Here is a 15,369-nt window from a genome sequence, read left to right as displayed (position 1 = left end):
TTCGTTTTTTAATGCTTCGAAGTCATAAATTTTTCAAATAGGACGAAATTGTATCAATAAGCTGCCCAACTAGAAAGCGAAAGCGGGAAAATTACAGCGGAAATAAAAAATTTTCGTTTATTTTGATACGGATTTGTTATGCTATGCGATATTTAACCAGCAATAGTTAAAGGTGCAGTTATGCCTATCCAACAAAGATTGGTGAATGCGCGCGGTGAGCGGATTGCCGTGGTGGCGGGGTTGCGCACGCCGTTTGTACGCCGTAATTCGGGATTTAAAGCGTGTTATGCCACCGACTTGGGCATTATGGTGACGAACGAGCTGTTAAACCGTTTGCCGCTTGATCGTAGCGTGGTCGATAAATTTATTTTCGGACAGGTGATTCAGCAGCCGGATGTGCCGAATTTGGCGCGCGAAATCGCCTTGGCTCTGTCAATGCCGCACACGCAAGCGTATACCTTGAGCAGCTCTTGTATCACCGGGTTGCAAGCGGTGGCGAATGTGTGTAACGGGATTATCAGCGGTTCGATTTCTTGCGGGCTTGCCGGGGGGGCGGATTCGATTTCCAATGCGCCGTTCAGTTTGAAACCGAAAGTGATTCGCACCTTGCGCGATATTTGGCGCACCTCCAGCTACAGTCGCAAATGGAATCTGTTTAAACGCCTGTCACGCCAAGATTTGAAACTGCAACAAGTCAATTTACGCGACGCAATGACCAACTATTCGTTGGGCGATATTTCCGAACAGATGGCGCAGAATTTTGCCTTGAGCCGCGGACAATTGGATCAATACAGCGCCCGTTCCCACCAACTTGCGGAACTGGCGTGGCAACAGGGACTGATGAGCGAACAGGTGATGTTGTCCCATCCGGCGCCTTACCGTCATTATGTGGCAAGGGATAATATGATCAGCGCACGGATTGACGCGGACTATTACAACCACTTCAAACCATTGCAGGCGGGATCGCATAATGCGGTGACGGCTTGGAGCGTATCCGAGCCGGCGGACGGTGCGGCTGCGGTGTTATTAATGCGAGAAGAATTAGTCGAGCAGTACCAGTTGAAACCGCTTGGTTATATCCGTAGTTTTGCGCTGACCGGCAACGATGTTTGGCATAATATGTTATTGGGCGCAACCCATGCCTCCGCCAAAGCATTGGCGTGGGCGAATATGGAGTTGAGCGATATTGATCTGATCGATATGCACGAATCTTCGGCGGCGCAAATTTTGGCGAATCTACACCTGTTCGAGTCAAAACGGTTTGCACAAAAACAGTTACAGCGTGATACCGCACTTGGCAGTGTGGATATGGATAAATTTAACGTGTTGGGCGGCTCGTTGGCATATGGCTCCCCGCGGGCGATTACCAGTTTGCGCGTCTTGATTCAAACCTTGCACCAGTTACAGCGGCAAGGCGGTGAAACCGCTTTGATCGCCTCAAGCGGGTTGGGCGGGCTAGGTGCGGCAATGGTGTTGGAACGGGAATAGTTGAGGTATGGAAATGCAAGCAGATAATCAAAATGACGCAAGATTTGACTATCAGGGCGAACAGCATACCGAGCTGTTCAAACTCAGTTTTTATCAGCGCGATATTGCGGTCATCACCCTGAATGTGACGGCAAAAAAACAAAATTGGCTGAATCAGGAAGCGGTTTATTACCTTAATGCGTTGTTGGCACAATTATCGAATTGGCCGTTGCGCGGATTGGTGTTTATTTCCGGCAAGGAAAACAGTTTTGTACAGGGATTCGGTCTGACCGGTTTGGAACAAAAAAGCCGTGACGAATTATACGATTTTGCACAACAGAGCCAAGAATTACTGCAGAAAATAAAAAAACTCTCTTTCCCGGCGGTGTGCGCAGTGCAGGGCACTTGTTTCGGCTTAGGGCTGGAGCTGGCATTAGCCTGCGACTACCGCTTAGCCGCCGATGATTTGGAAACCCGTTTTTCGATGCCGCAGGTGAAATCCGGGCTGTTGCCGTTTGCCGGCGGTTGCCATCTGTTAGCGCAACAAATCGGGTTGAAAGCCGGCTTATTAATGTTGCTATCCGGCAATAAGATCAGCGCCCGTGACGCGCTGGCAAAAAATTTGCTGGATGAAATTGTCCCGCGTGCCATGTTATTTCAAATCGCTTGCCGTTATATCCGCGGCGAGGCGATGTCCGCCAGCCAAAAGGTGAAAAGCGGTTATCATCACTTAACCGGTTATTTCACGGGTAAAAGCGAAAGCATTCCGTGGCTGCGCCGCCATATCATCGAACAGGTCGAACAACAAATCTGGCTGAAATCGTTTGATCATTATCCGGCAACCAAAGCGATTTTGGATTTATTCAAACGGCAGCAACAAGATGTGCCAAGTGCGGTCAGAGAAAGCTTTGTCACCCTGTTCCATGATAAAACCTCAGCAATGTTACGGAAAATGGAACGCACCAACCGCGAAATGCGCCATCAATACCATGATTTGCAAAGCGACGGCAAAATTAAAAAAGTGGCGGTGTTGGGCAGCGGTTTCATGGGCGCGGGTATCGCTTATATTACAGCCGCCCGCGCCGGTTTGCCGGTGCGGATTAAAGACATTAATCCGGACGGCGTACAGAAAGCCTTGCGTTTAAGCTATCTGTTGTTGCAAAAAGAAGTGGAGCAGGGGCATTTGCCTTACGGAAAATTACGCCAGAAAATCTATCTGATCAGCGGCGGCGAACGTTTTATCGGTAAACAAACCGCCGATATCGTGATTGAAGCGGTGTACGAAGATTTGCAGCTGAAACAGAATTTGATCGAAGAAAGCGAAAACTATTATGATCAGAATACGATTTTTGCCAGCAATACCTTAACGTTGCCGATTGCGGCAATTGCTTCGAAAGCCCGGCGGCCGCAAAACGTCATCGGCGTACATTATTTCACGCCGGTCAGCCAGCGGCGGATGGTGGAGATCGTGCCGCATCCGACCACCTCGCCGCAAACCATTGCCAAAGCCATCAGTTTAGTGATTGAGCAAGGGCAAGTCCCGTTATTGGTGAAAGATTCGCCCGGCTTTTTTATCAATAGGATTATGATTCCCTATCTGTTGGAAGCCTTTTATTGTGTGCTGGACGGCGAAGCGGTCGGTACGATTGATCGCGCCTTACAGGAATTCGGCTTTAAGTGCGGTCCGTTGGCAATGATTGATGAAATGGGCTTGGATATTTTGGTAAAAGCGTTGCCGAGTTTGCAACGGGCGTTTGGCGAACGTTTCGCCCCGCCGCCGAAAGTGGATTATTTGCTGAGAAATGAACGCAAAGGGCGCAAAAACCGGCGTGGTTTTTATCTCTATCATTCACGCAGCGGCGATCGCACCCAAGTGGATAAAAGCGTTTACCAAGTATTGGAAGTCATTGCCGAAAATAATCTTGAACCGGAGCAGATCGTACGCCGTTGTCTTTTGATGTTATTAAACGAAGCGGCATATTGTGCGCAAGAAGGGGTGATCACCAATCTGGATGAAGGCAATGTGGCTTCGGTTTTAGGCATGTTTTTCCCGGAATTTCGCGGCGGTATTTATGCCTACATCGACGACATCGGCGCAGAGACTATCGTAGCCGAATTGGAATTGCTGCAACGGCAGCACGGCGAACGTTTCCGCCCTTGTGAGTGGTTGCGGCAGCGAGCCGAACAGGCTAACTCCGCACAAGAAACCGCTTAAACCGCACTTGGTAAGGAGTGAAACTATGGTGAGTGACAAACGTTGGGATTTTTACGCCGGATTTTATAATCCGTTACTACGTTTGGCGGCGGCACCACGACGCCAAGTTTTTGCCCGTCTTGCGTTGAATGAGCCGCAGCGGATCTATTTGGCTGGCTGTGGCAGCGGTTTGGATTTGGCGTATTTGCCTAAAGGTAGTCAGGTGCACGCGGTTGATTTTTCCGAAGCAATGTTGGCAAAGTGCGAGCAACAGGCGAAACAATTGGAAAAGCAAGGGCATAAATTGGAACTCACGCTGCAACAACGGCAGGCGGAACTTTCCGGCTTACCCGACAACAGTATGGATTTGGTGATTCTGCATTTGATTCTGGCAGTCACCGACGATCCGCAAGGGCTGCTGGCGGAAGCGGTGCGGGTGCTGAAACCAAACGGCATAATATCGGTTTGGGATAAATTTGTCCCGCCGGAAAAAGATGTCGGTGTACTGCGTAAAGTGGCGGATTATGTCAGCCGCAAACTCGGCACAACCCTGTTGTTACAGATTGATCCCTTGCTACAACCGCATTCATTGGCGATAATGCAGCGGTACGGTTTATTGCATGGGCAAATGCAACATTTGATATTACGAAAGATAGGACAAGAGTGAGATGAATTCGGTGGCAATTGTCGGCTTAGGCTGGCTGGGTTTTCCGTTGGCGAAACATTTACAACGGGTCGGTTGGGAAGTCAAGGGCAGCAAACGCAGCCATGACGGCGCGGAAAGTATGCGTTTGAATGGCTTTGAGGCATATTTCCTGCAACTGACCCCAGAGCTTGACATCGATCCGGATGATTTGCACGCCCTGTTGGATGTCGATACTTTGATTATCAATATTCCGCCGAGCCAGTATTTTTTCGATACCCGCAGTTATGTCGAGGGGGTGAAAAATTTAGTGAATGAGGCGTTACTGCACGGGGTTCAACATTTGTTGTTTATCAGTTCCACTTCGGTTTTTCCGCAGCGGCACGGCGAATTTGATGAAGAAAGTGCGGTTGAGCCACAATCAGATGTGGGACGGGCGTTGTATGAAATTGAAAATTGGCTGTTACAATTAAATGATGTCGATTGTGATATTTTGCGCTTGTCGGGCTTAATCGGTATCGATCGCCATCCGGTAAGCCGATTGGCGGGCAGAAGTGCGGTCAAAGGCGGTAATCAACCGGTGAATTTGGTTCATCAAACCGATTGTATTTTGGCAATTCAGTTATTGCTGGAAACGCGCGGACATAAACGTCTGTACCATTTGAGTGCGCCGCAGCACCCTAACCGTGCCGATTATTACCGCAAAATGGCGCAAGTGCTGGATTTAGAACCGCCGCAATTTGAGCAGGACGAAGCCGATTTGCAACGGCTTGTACACGGCAATAAAATTGTACAAGAACTCGGTTTTGAATACCGTTATCCTGATCCGTACCAAATGCTGCCGCAAGCCGAGCAGTATTTTCATCAGGAATAGGATCTCGATTTGATCATGATTTTCCTCCGTCGATATACAACAATATTATGATAATTTAAGATCTGAACATGAGCCGTTATTTAATCACGTTTAATATGGATACCAATTGCCTAAAAGATAATTATCACGGCAATAACTATAATAATGCCTATTACGACATTAAAAACATGCTGTTAAAACACGGTTTTGAAAATATACAAGGCAGTGTTTATTTAGGCAATGAGGGGGTTAGTGAAGCGCACGGAACAATTGCAATTCAAGAACTCACGGCTAAATTTGATTGGTTTTATCATTGCACATCAAATATTAAATTTTACCGTTTAGAAAGTGATTTAAATGCGGATTTTATTGCGCAGCAAGTTTATGACGCTAAACAACGTTTTAATAAACGCTTAGCCTCTATCGAACAAGGCTTGATTGAAGCCGGATTAGATGAAACTAAAATTAAAGACATTCTGAGCAAGGAAGTTTTTGCACTGGAAGATATAAAATAATATGAAAATCACACACCAAAACTGCACTTTGGATTTATCTACGCCCCAAATTATGGGGATTTTGAATATTACGCCCGATTCATTTTCCGACAGCGGCAAATTTTATCAATTAGACAACGCGTTATTTCACGCCGAACAAATGTTGGCGGACGGCGCAACCATTATCGACATCGGCGGCGAATCGACCCGCCCGATGGCGGCGGAAGTCTCGTTAGAGGAAGAATTAAACCGTGTCGTACCGTTGGTGGACGCGGTACGGCAACGCTTTGATTGCTGGATCTCGGTTGATACCTCAAAAGCGCAGGTCATGCGTGAGGCGGCAAAGGTCGGCATGAATTTGATTAATGATATTCGTGCACTGACGGAAGAAAATGCGCTGCAAACCGCAGTGGAACTGGATATGCCGGTGTGTATCATGCATATGCAGGGACAGCCGCGCACCATGCAACATAATCCGCACTATCAGGACGTGGTGCAGGAAGTCTTAGATTACCTGTTGCAACGGGCGCAGGCGTGTATCAGCGCAGGGATTAAACCGGTGCACCTGATCCTTGATCCGGGTTTCGGTTTCGGCAAAAACGTGCGGCATAATTATCAGTTGTTGCAACAACTGAACCTTTTCTGTCAGTACGGTTATCCGGTGCTCGTCGGGCTGTCGCGCAAAAGCATGATCGGGCAGGTGTTGGATAAAGCGGTGGAACAGCGCATGGTTGGCAGCGTTGCCGCAACCTTACTGGCGGCGATTAACGGCGCAACGATTTTAAGAGTACATGATGTGGCGGCGATGTCCGACGCATTGAAGATTTGGCAGGCAATGCAAAACGCCTAAAATCAATAGAGGAAAAAACAATGGCAGAACGTAAATATTTCGGCACCGACGGCGTGCGCGGCAAAGTGGGCACATACCCGATCACCCCCGATTTCGCGCTGAAATTAGGCTGGGCGGCAGGCAAAGTCTTGGCAACCCAAGGCAGCCGTAAAGTGCTGATCGGCAAAGACACGCGCATTTCCGGCTATATGCTGGAATCGGCACTCGAAGCCGGTCTGACCGCCGCCGGTTTGTCGGCGGCATTTATCGGCCCTATGCCGACCCCGGCGGTGGCATATTTAACCCGCACTTTCCGTGCCGAGGCCGGGATCGTGATTTCCGCCTCGCATAATCCGTATTGGGACAACGGCATTAAATTCTTTTCCAGCAAAGGTACCAAATTGCCGGACGAAGTGGAAGCGGCGATTGAAGCCATGCTCGATCAACCGATGGATTGCGTCGAATCGGCGGAATTAGGGCGCGCCAGTCGTATCACCGATGCCGCCGGACGTTATATCGAATTTTGCAAAAGCACCTTTCCGGCACACCTTAGCTTGGAAAATTACAAAATCGTGGTCGATTGCGCCAACGGCGCGACTTACCATATCGCGCCAAATGTGTTGCGTGAACTGGGCGCGGAAGTGATTGAAATCGGTACCAAACCAAACGGCTTAAATATCAATGAAAAGTGCGGTGCGACCGATATTCATGCCTTGCGTGAAATCGTGTTGCAAGCCAAAGCCGATGTCGGCTTGGCTTACGACGGCGACGGCGACCGCCTGATGATGGTCGATCACAAAGGTAACGTCGTTGATGGCGATCAAATCCTGTTTATCATCGCACGCGAAGCGTTGCGCGCCGGAAAATTGTCCGGCGGCGTAGTCGGCACATTAATGAGCAATATGGCGTTGGAAGTGGCGTTGAAACAGCTTTCAATCCCGTTTGTGCGCGCCAATGTCGGCGACCGTTATGTGTTGGAACAAATGGAAGCGCACAATTGGAAATTTGGCGGCGAAAATTCGGGACATATCATCATTTTAGATAAAAACAGCACCGGCGACGGCATTATCGCCTCTTTGGAAGTGCTGGCGGCGATGGTACAACAAAAAATGTCGCTGAATGAATTGGCAAGTGCGGTCAAACTGTTCCCGCAAGTGTTGATTAACGTACGCTTTAGCGGCGGTGCAAACCCCTTGGAACACGACAGCGTGAAAGCGGTGGCGGCGGAAGTGGAAAAAGAATTAGACGGAAACGGTAGAATTTTATTAAGAAAGTCGGGCACAGAACCGTTAATCCGTGTTATGGTAGAATGCGCTGACGGAGAGCTTGCTCAACGCTCGGCAGAACGAATTGCGGAAACGGTGAAAAACGTATAACCGCTTGTTTACTTTTTAGTTTAATTTTACTTTAATTAGTGGGAAATATGATGAAAATGACTCAATCTTGGAAAAGTGTGGTATTTGGTGCCGTGTTAGCCGTCGCCGCCTTAAGTAGCAACGTTGCTTCAGCGGCACTGAAAGATGAAATGCGTACCATTGCCGGCAGTGCAACGGCGGCAATGAAAACCGATAACGCACAGGAATTTGTACAATCGTTACAAAAACTAAGCCAAGCGGCGGAAGCGGCAAAGCAATTTTTGCCTTATAAGCTGCACGATCAAGCCAAAGACAGCCCGGCAGTGCTGGATTATCAATCCGGCTTGCAACAGCTGGCTGATGTTTCCGCCGAAAGCGTAAAACTTGCTGAACAAGGCGACTTGGCACAAGCCAAAAAACACGCTGAAAAATTGCTCGAGTTACGTGATGAGTTTCATAAGAAATACAAGTAGCCTCGTGTTTACTAGGTTATTTTACGGATAAATTCCTTTTCTCCCTCCCCGTGCGGAGGGAGATCATCGCTGACGTTCATGTCAGGGTTTAAATCTTCCAATCCGCCCCCATCTATTAGCCTATCTCTATTTTTCATCTCAAAATTTGCTAGAATAGCCGAAACCATCGTATAAGGGGCTGATAATGCTTGATAACAAAAATTATATTCTTGATCTGACGGAACAAAATTTCAACGACGTGCTGCAACTGAGCCAACAATTCCCGTTGGTGTTCAGTTTTTATATGCCGGGACACCCACAGTCGGAAGAATTTACCGCACTTTTACAACGCATTGCCGATCAGCAACAGGGCGCATTTGTGTTGGTGAAAGTGAATTGCGAACAGCAACAGGCGATTGCGCGCCAATTCCAAATTCAAGCCGTGCCGACCACCTATCTGTTTAAAGACGGCGCGCCGATTGACGCCTTTCCGGGCGTGTTGAGCGAAGATGAGCTAAAGGTGCGCTTGAGCGTGATCCTGCCGAAAGAGGAAGAGATTAAATTCAACCAAGCGTTGGATTTCCTGCAAGCGGAAGCTTACGATCAAGCCTTGCCCTTACTGAAAGAGGCGTGGAATTTGTCCGATCATAAAAACAGCGATATTGCACTGTTGTACGCCGAAACCTATATTGCGATGAAAAATACCGAAGCGGCGAGCGAGATTTTGCAGCAGATCCCGATTCAGGATCGCGACAGCCGTTGGCAGGGCTTGCAGGCGCAGATTGAATTGTTGATCCAAGCGGCGGACACCCCCGAAATTCAACAATTGCAACAGGATTTCAGCCGTAACCCGAGTCCTGAAATTGCCTTGCAACTGGCGTTACAACTGCACCAAGCCGCACGCAACGAAGAAGCGTTGTCGCTGTTGCTCGGCTTTTTAAAACAAGATTTAAATGCCGCCAATGGCGAAGTGAAACAGCAATATTTGTCGATTTTATCGGCAATCGGCAGCAGCGATCCGCTTGCCAATCAATATCGCCGTCAGCTTTATTCGTTATTGTATTAATTTCGCTTATAATCACCGAACACATTATGTTAGGAGACATGGAATGACCGTTAAACATTGCAACTTATTGATTTTAGGTTCGGGGCCTGCCGGCTACACTGCGGCGGTGTATGCCGCGCGTGCCAATTTGAATCCGGTGCTGGTGACCGGCATGCAGCAGGGCGGGCAGCTCACTACCACTACCGAAATTGAAAACTGGCCGGGCGACTACGGCGACACCACCGGACCGGAATTAATGCAACGGATGTTGCAGCACGCGGAAAAATTCAATACCGAAATCGTGTTTGATCACATCAACAACGTCGATCTCACCAGCCGTCCGTTTAAACTGAACGGTGATGTGCAGCAATTTACTTGTGATGCCTTGATTATCGCCACCGGCGCGTCGGCAAAATATCTCGGTTTAGACAGTGAAGAAAGCTACAAAGGACGCGGAGTTTCCGCTTGCGCCACTTGCGACGGCTTTTTCTACCGCAACAAACCGGTTGCGGTGATCGGCGGCGGCAATACCGCGGTCGAAGAAGCGTTATATTTAGCCAACGTGGCTTCCGAAGTGCATTTAGTCCACCGCCGTGAGCAGTTCCGCAGCGAAAAAATCCTGTTGGATCGCCTGATGAAACGGGTGGAAGAGGGCAAAATCATATTGCACACCAACCGCACTTTGCAGGAGGTGTTGGGCGATGAGATGGGTGTTACCGGCGTGCGCTTGCAAGATACCCAATCGGCGCAAACCGAAGAGCTGAAACTGGACGGCGTGTTCGTCGCCATCGGACACTCGCCGAATACCGCACTTTTCGAGGGGCAACTGGCTTTGAACAACGGCTATATCGTGGTCAAATCCGGTTTGGAGGGCAATGCCACCGCCACATCGGTCGAAGGCGTATTTGCTGCCGGTGATGTGATGGATCACAACTACCGCCAAGCGATCACCTCCGCCGGAACAGGCTGTATGGCGGCGTTAGATGCGGAACGGTTTTTGGACGCACAGCAAAATTAACCGTATTTGATTCTCATCTTCCCTCTCTCCGCTTGCGGAGGGAGGTGTCCGTAGGACGGAGGGAGGCAAATTTATCAATATTTATTCTTCTATTTTCCCCTCCCTCCCCATTTTTCTCGCGAAAAATGGTACTCCCTCCGCATGCGGAGGAAGCGAAGATGACATTATCAAGCCATTGATTAAAAACTAGGATCACCCATGAATAAAACCCGTCAAAAAACGGTTGCCAAATGGTTGCGCCAGCAACAAAACATCATCAAACGTCCGCTTTACCTCAATGTGCTGCTCGGTTGTCTGAGTGCGGTGTTATTGGTCGGGCAGACTTGGCTGCTGGCGTTGATTTTAGACGGTTTTATTATGCAACAACTGGCGCGCGAGCAGTTTATACCCCACTTTGCGACGCTGTCGGCGATTTTTGCCGTGCGTGCGCTAATGTTATATCTGCGCGAAAAACTGGGTTTTTACAGCGGACAGCGGTTGCGTCAAGCGGTGCGCAAGCAGGTGCTGGATAAGCTGGCGGCTATCGGACCGGTGGCGATGAAAATCCACCCCGCAGGCACGTGGGCGACGATCGTGTTGGAACAAGTGGAAAATCTGCATAATTTCTACGCCCGTTATCTCAGCCAACAATTTTTGTCGCTGCTGGTACCGTTGATTATCTTAATCGCGGTCTTTCCGATCAACTGGGTTGCCGGATTAATCCTGCTGTTGACCGCACCGTTGATTCCGATTTTTATGGCATTGGTCGGGTTGAAAGCGGCGGAAACCAGCCAGCGCAATATCACGGTGTTAGGGCGGCTGAGCGGACAATTTTTGGATCGCTTGCGCGGTTTGGATACCCTGCGTTTATTCGGGCGCAGCGCACAGCAACAACAGAGTATGGGCGAGGCGGCAGACGAATTCCGCGAAAGCACGATGGACGTGTTGAAAATTGCGTTTTTGTCCTCTTCGGTGTTGGAGTTTTTCACCTCTATTTCGATTGCGCTGATGGCGGTTTATTTCGGTTTCAGCTATCTGGGGCAGCTCAGTTTCGGTTACGACGGCGTAACTCTCGCCTTATTCGTCGGTTTTTTCAGCTTGATTCTTGCGCCTGAATTTTACCAGCCGTTGCGCGATCTCGGCACATATTACCACGATCGTGCCGCCGCCATTGCCGCCGCCGATGCGATTGAAGCTTTCTTACGACAAGATTTTTTGTACAGTCAAAGCGAAAGTGCGGTGCAGACGGTTGAAAATCCGCTTTCATTGCAGGCGCGGGATTTGGAAATTCTCAGTCCGCAAGGGCAGCCGTTAAGCCAAAAACTCAATTTCAACTTAGCGGCAGGGCAAAATGTGGCGTTGGTCGGGCAGAGCGGCGCAGGCAAAAGTTCACTGCTCAATGTGCTGCTCGGCTTTTTGCCGTATCGCGGCAGTTTACAGGTCAACGGCGTTGAAATTCGTGATTTGGATCTTCACCAATGGCGACAAAAAATCGCGTGGGTCGGGCAAAATCCGCTATTATTAGCGACATCAATTCGTGAAAACGTGTTGCTCGGCAACCCGAATGCAACGGAAACCGAATTACAACAGGCGTTACAAGCGGCGTATGCCAGCGAATTTACCGATAAACTGGGCTTGGATTATCAAATTCAAGAGGGCAGTGCCGGTATTTCCGGCGGGCAGGCGCAGCGTTTGGCAATTGCCAGGGCGTTGTTGCGTAGTGCCGGTTTGTTGCTGTTGGACGAACCGACCGCCAGCCTTGACGCCCATTCGGAAAGTGCGGTCTTGGCAACCTTGCAAACCTTGAGCCGACGCCAAACCACGTTAATGGTGACTCACCGCATTGAAGATCTGCAACAGTGCGATCAAATTTGGGTAATGCGACAGGGTGAGATTTTACAACAGGGCGGTTTTAACGAACTGCGCCGACAGCCGGGTTATTTTGCTGATTTATTGGCGGAACGCCGGCACACGATTGAGTGACGGAGAGATTATGCGTGCGATTTTGCCTTTTTTAGCCATGTTTAAACATAATGCGTTGCGCTTAGTGTTCGGCGTAGTGCTGATGATGTGCGGCTTGGCGGCAAGTGTGGGCTTGCTCACCTTATCCGGTTGGTTCTTGGCGGCGGCATCCCTTGCCGGAGCGAATATATTATTTAACTTTTTCTACCCGTCGGCAGGGGTGCGCGGCTTGGCGATCGGGCGCACGGCGTTGCGTTATTTTGAGCGGATTGTCACCCATGACGCCACTTTCCGCGTGGTTGCGCGCTTGCGCATGACGGTGTTCCAAAAGTTGATTCCGCTTTCTCCGGCGGTGTTGGCGCGTTACCGCAACAGCGATTTATTGAACCGCTTGGTTGCCGATGTCGATACTCTCGACAGCCTGTATTTGCGCCTGCTTGCGCCGTTTATCAGCGCCGGCATGGTGATTTTATTTTTGTTCTTAGGTTTAAGCCTGATTGACCGCACTTTGGCTTTGATTTTGGCTTTAACCCTGTTCGGCTTGATGATCTTAATTCCGGCGGTGTTTTACCGTTTAGGCAAAAAATTCGGCGAACCGCTGACGGCGGAACGTGCCGCGTATCGGGTGCGTTTTATCGACTGGTTGCAAAATCAAGCGGAATTGCTGCTGTTTAACGTGGCGCAACCGCAACGGCAAAAACTGCAACACAGCGAGCAACAATGGCAGCGATTGCAAGCCAAAGAAGCCAATCTTAGCGGTTTGTCGGCGGCGGTGTTGCTGTTCGGCAACGGCTCGATTTTATTATTGATGTTATGGCTTGCCGGCGCGACGGATTTTGGCGACAGCCATTATCTGCGCCTTGCCAATATTGCGCTGTTCACCTTTTCCGCCTTGGCGGCTTTTGAAATTTTAATGCCGTTGGGTGCGGCGTTTTTGCGTTTGGGGCAGGTGATCAGCTCTGCCGAACGGGTCAATGAGATTATCGAACAGCAACCCTTGGTGGCATTTCACGGCGAGCGCGCGCATTCGGATTTAAGCCGGTCGTTACTAAGCAACCCATTGTTAAGTCTGCAAAATATCCGTTTTACTTATCCAAGTGCTTCATTGGAAACGCAAAGTGCGGTCTTGCGTGATCTGAACTGGCAAGTGGCGCAAGGGGAAAAAGTCGCCTTGCTTGGCAAAACCGGCAGCGGCAAATCCAGTTTGTTACAACTGATTCTGCGAAATTATGATCCGCAACAAGGTGCAGTGTGCTTAGGCGGTTATAATCTGACGGATTACAGCGAAGCCTTTTTGCGCCGACAAATCGCTTTTCTCAGCCAACGAGTGTATGTGTTTAGCGCCACCCTGCGTGATAACCTATTGTTGGCAAACGAACAGGCAAGCGATCAGCAAATGATCACGGTGCTGCAACAAGTCGGTTTAAGTCAATTGACCGAACAGGCGGAAAGTTTGGATCTTTGGTTGGGCGACGGCGGCCGTCCGTTATCCGGCGGTGAGCAGCGGCGGTTAGGCATTGCACGGATTTTATTGAGCGAAAGTGCGGTTATCTTACTCGATGAACCGACCGAAGGCTTGGATCGCGAAACCGAGCGGCAAGTGTTGCAACTGCTGTTACGGCATTGCCGGGACAAAACCCTGATTATGGTCACCCACCGTTTGACCGCACTTGAGCAGTTTGACCGCATTTGTGTAATGGACAACGGCGAATTGCAACAACAAGGCAGCTATGCCGAATTGGCGGCTGATCCACAGGGGCTGTTTTACCGTTTTGTGAATCGTTTGGCAGAATAATGAACAGAAGAAAGAGATCATCATAATGACGACAAAGCACGACAATTTTATTGAAACCGATCCGCAAGCGGAGATCGTAGCGCAAAGTGCGGAAATGCGCCGTTTGTTGCAGCAACTGAAACAGTTTGCCCAATCCGATGCGCCGCTGCTGATTCAAGGCGAGACCGGTACAGGCAAGGATCTGTTGGCTAAACTCTGTCATCAATGGGGCAACCGCCGCACAGAAAAATTTATTGCAGTGAACTGTGCCGGTTTGCCGCCGGAAGCGGCAGAACAAGAGATGTTCGGCGACAGCACCCACGGCAACCACAGCACCGGTTTTTTTGAGTATGCCAATCACGGCACGGTGTTATTGGATTCGATCAATGAATTGTCATTGGGCTTGCAAGCCAAATTATTGCGTTTTCTCAGCGATGGCAGCTATCGTCGTGTGGGCGAAGAACAGGAGCATTACGCCGATGTACGCGTGATTTGCACCTCGCAAAAACCGCTGGCGGAGTATGTCAAAAACGGCGAACTGCGTGAGGATTTGTATCACCGTTTAAATGTGCTCAGTCTCGATATTCCGCCGTTGCGCCAACATAAACAAGACATACCGCACTTGGTCGATTTTTTCTTGGTAAAGATTAGCCAACAGTTGAATATCAGCGTGCCGCAATACGATCAGGATTATCTGAATGCGCTGCAAAATCACGACTGGCGCGGCAATGTACGTGAGTTGTATAACTTACTGTATCGCAGTTGCGCTTCGTTAGGCGAGAAGCAAACATTATCCAAACCGCACTTTACTTCGGCCCCGCCAGCGCAGCGCACTGATCTTGAATTAAGCCAATTCGATGGCATGGACTGGGAGCAGATTATCGGGCAGTTTGAAAGTGAGCTGCTGCAAAAATTCTATCAACACTACCCGAGCACGCGCAAATTGGCACAACGCCTTGGCGTGTCGCACACCACTGTTGCCAATAAATTAAAACAATACGGTATCGGCAAATAAATTTTTGCATTATTCAGTTCTGCGTTGTCCGATATAGTACTATCATAAAATAGCTGTTATTGACATAAAATAAAAAACGGTTATATTGAAAAGCCAATGAAACAAATAGTGTAGAAAACGGTATTGAATATTAAGTTATGCGATAATTTAATTATTTAAAAAAATAAATAGGATATAACGACAACATATTAACCTGATATGAATGCTGACAGCGTACCCCCCTCACCTTCTTACTTTTTTAATCCTAGCGTGACACTAGCGATTGTATTTTTTATTTACCGCATTTTTT

Annotated in this window: 13 protein-coding genes; all 13 read left to right on the top strand. The window is 49.1% G+C overall.

The window, feature by feature from the left end; genetic code table 11:
* Positions 1-180: 180 nt before the first annotated feature.
* Positions 181-1,488: an acetyl-CoA C-acyltransferase gene (locus ACWA50_RS12490; RefSeq protein WP_431053019.1), complete on the top strand. Its 1,308-nt coding sequence runs from the start codon at positions 181-183 to the stop codon at positions 1,486-1,488.
* A gap of 13 nt (positions 1,489-1,501) precedes the next feature.
* A complete protein-coding gene (locus ACWA50_RS12485; RefSeq protein ID WP_431053017.1) occupies positions 1,502-3,682 on the top strand; it encodes a 3-hydroxyacyl-CoA dehydrogenase NAD-binding domain-containing protein in 2,181 nt (726 codons plus the stop codon).
* 25 nt (positions 3,683-3,707) lie between these two features.
* Complete coding sequence (locus ACWA50_RS12480) at positions 3,708-4,328, top strand: class I SAM-dependent methyltransferase (RefSeq protein WP_431053015.1); 621 nt, start codon at positions 3,708-3,710, stop codon at positions 4,326-4,328.
* Between the two features lies 1 nt (position 4,329).
* Complete coding sequence (locus ACWA50_RS12475) at positions 4,330-5,178, top strand: SDR family oxidoreductase (RefSeq protein ID WP_431053013.1); 849 nt, start codon at positions 4,330-4,332, stop codon at positions 5,176-5,178.
* Positions 5,179-5,246: 68 nt separating this feature from the next.
* Complete coding sequence (locus ACWA50_RS12470) at positions 5,247-5,672, top strand: VapD (RefSeq protein ID WP_431053011.1); 426 nt, start codon at positions 5,247-5,249, stop codon at positions 5,670-5,672.
* A 1-nt stretch (position 5,673) separates the two neighbouring features.
* A complete protein-coding gene (gene folP / locus ACWA50_RS12465) occupies positions 5,674-6,501 on the top strand; it encodes a dihydropteroate synthase (RefSeq protein ID WP_431053009.1) in 828 nt (275 codons plus the stop codon).
* Positions 6,502-6,521: 20 nt separating this feature from the next.
* On the top strand, positions 6,522-7,856 hold the full coding sequence (gene glmM, locus ACWA50_RS12460; protein WP_431053007.1) for a phosphoglucosamine mutase: 1,335 nt from the start codon (positions 6,522-6,524) through the stop codon (positions 7,854-7,856).
* A gap of 47 nt (positions 7,857-7,903) precedes the next feature.
* Positions 7,904-8,308 carry a cytochrome b562 gene (locus ACWA50_RS12455; protein WP_431053005.1) on the top strand — a complete coding sequence of 135 codons (405 nt, stop codon included), beginning with the start codon at positions 7,904-7,906 and terminating at the stop codon, positions 8,306-8,308.
* Between the two features lie 184 nt (positions 8,309-8,492).
* Positions 8,493-9,353, top strand: a complete 861-nt coding sequence (locus tag ACWA50_RS12450) for a co-chaperone YbbN (RefSeq protein ID WP_431053003.1) — start codon at positions 8,493-8,495, stop codon at positions 9,351-9,353.
* Between the two features lie 43 nt (positions 9,354-9,396).
* A complete protein-coding gene (trxB, locus tag ACWA50_RS12445; RefSeq protein ID WP_431053001.1) occupies positions 9,397-10,350 on the top strand; it encodes a thioredoxin-disulfide reductase in 954 nt (317 codons plus the stop codon).
* A gap of 198 nt (positions 10,351-10,548) precedes the next feature.
* On the top strand, positions 10,549-12,312 hold the full coding sequence (cydD, locus tag ACWA50_RS12440; RefSeq protein WP_431052999.1) for a heme ABC transporter permease/ATP-binding protein CydD: 1,764 nt from the start codon (positions 10,549-10,551) through the stop codon (positions 12,310-12,312).
* A gap of 10 nt (positions 12,313-12,322) precedes the next feature.
* Complete coding sequence (cydC, locus tag ACWA50_RS12435) at positions 12,323-14,086, top strand: heme ABC transporter ATP-binding protein/permease CydC (protein ID WP_431052997.1); 1,764 nt, start codon at positions 12,323-12,325, stop codon at positions 14,084-14,086.
* A 25-nt stretch (positions 14,087-14,111) separates the two neighbouring features.
* A complete protein-coding gene (locus ACWA50_RS12430) occupies positions 14,112-15,080 on the top strand; it encodes a sigma 54-interacting transcriptional regulator (RefSeq protein WP_431052995.1) in 969 nt (322 codons plus the stop codon).
* Positions 15,081-15,369: the final 289 nt, after the last annotated feature.

The sequence above is a fragment of the Testudinibacter sp. P17/SS/0325 genome (assembly GCF_053570765.1).
This window is presented reverse-complemented; position numbering and strand designations above follow the sequence as displayed.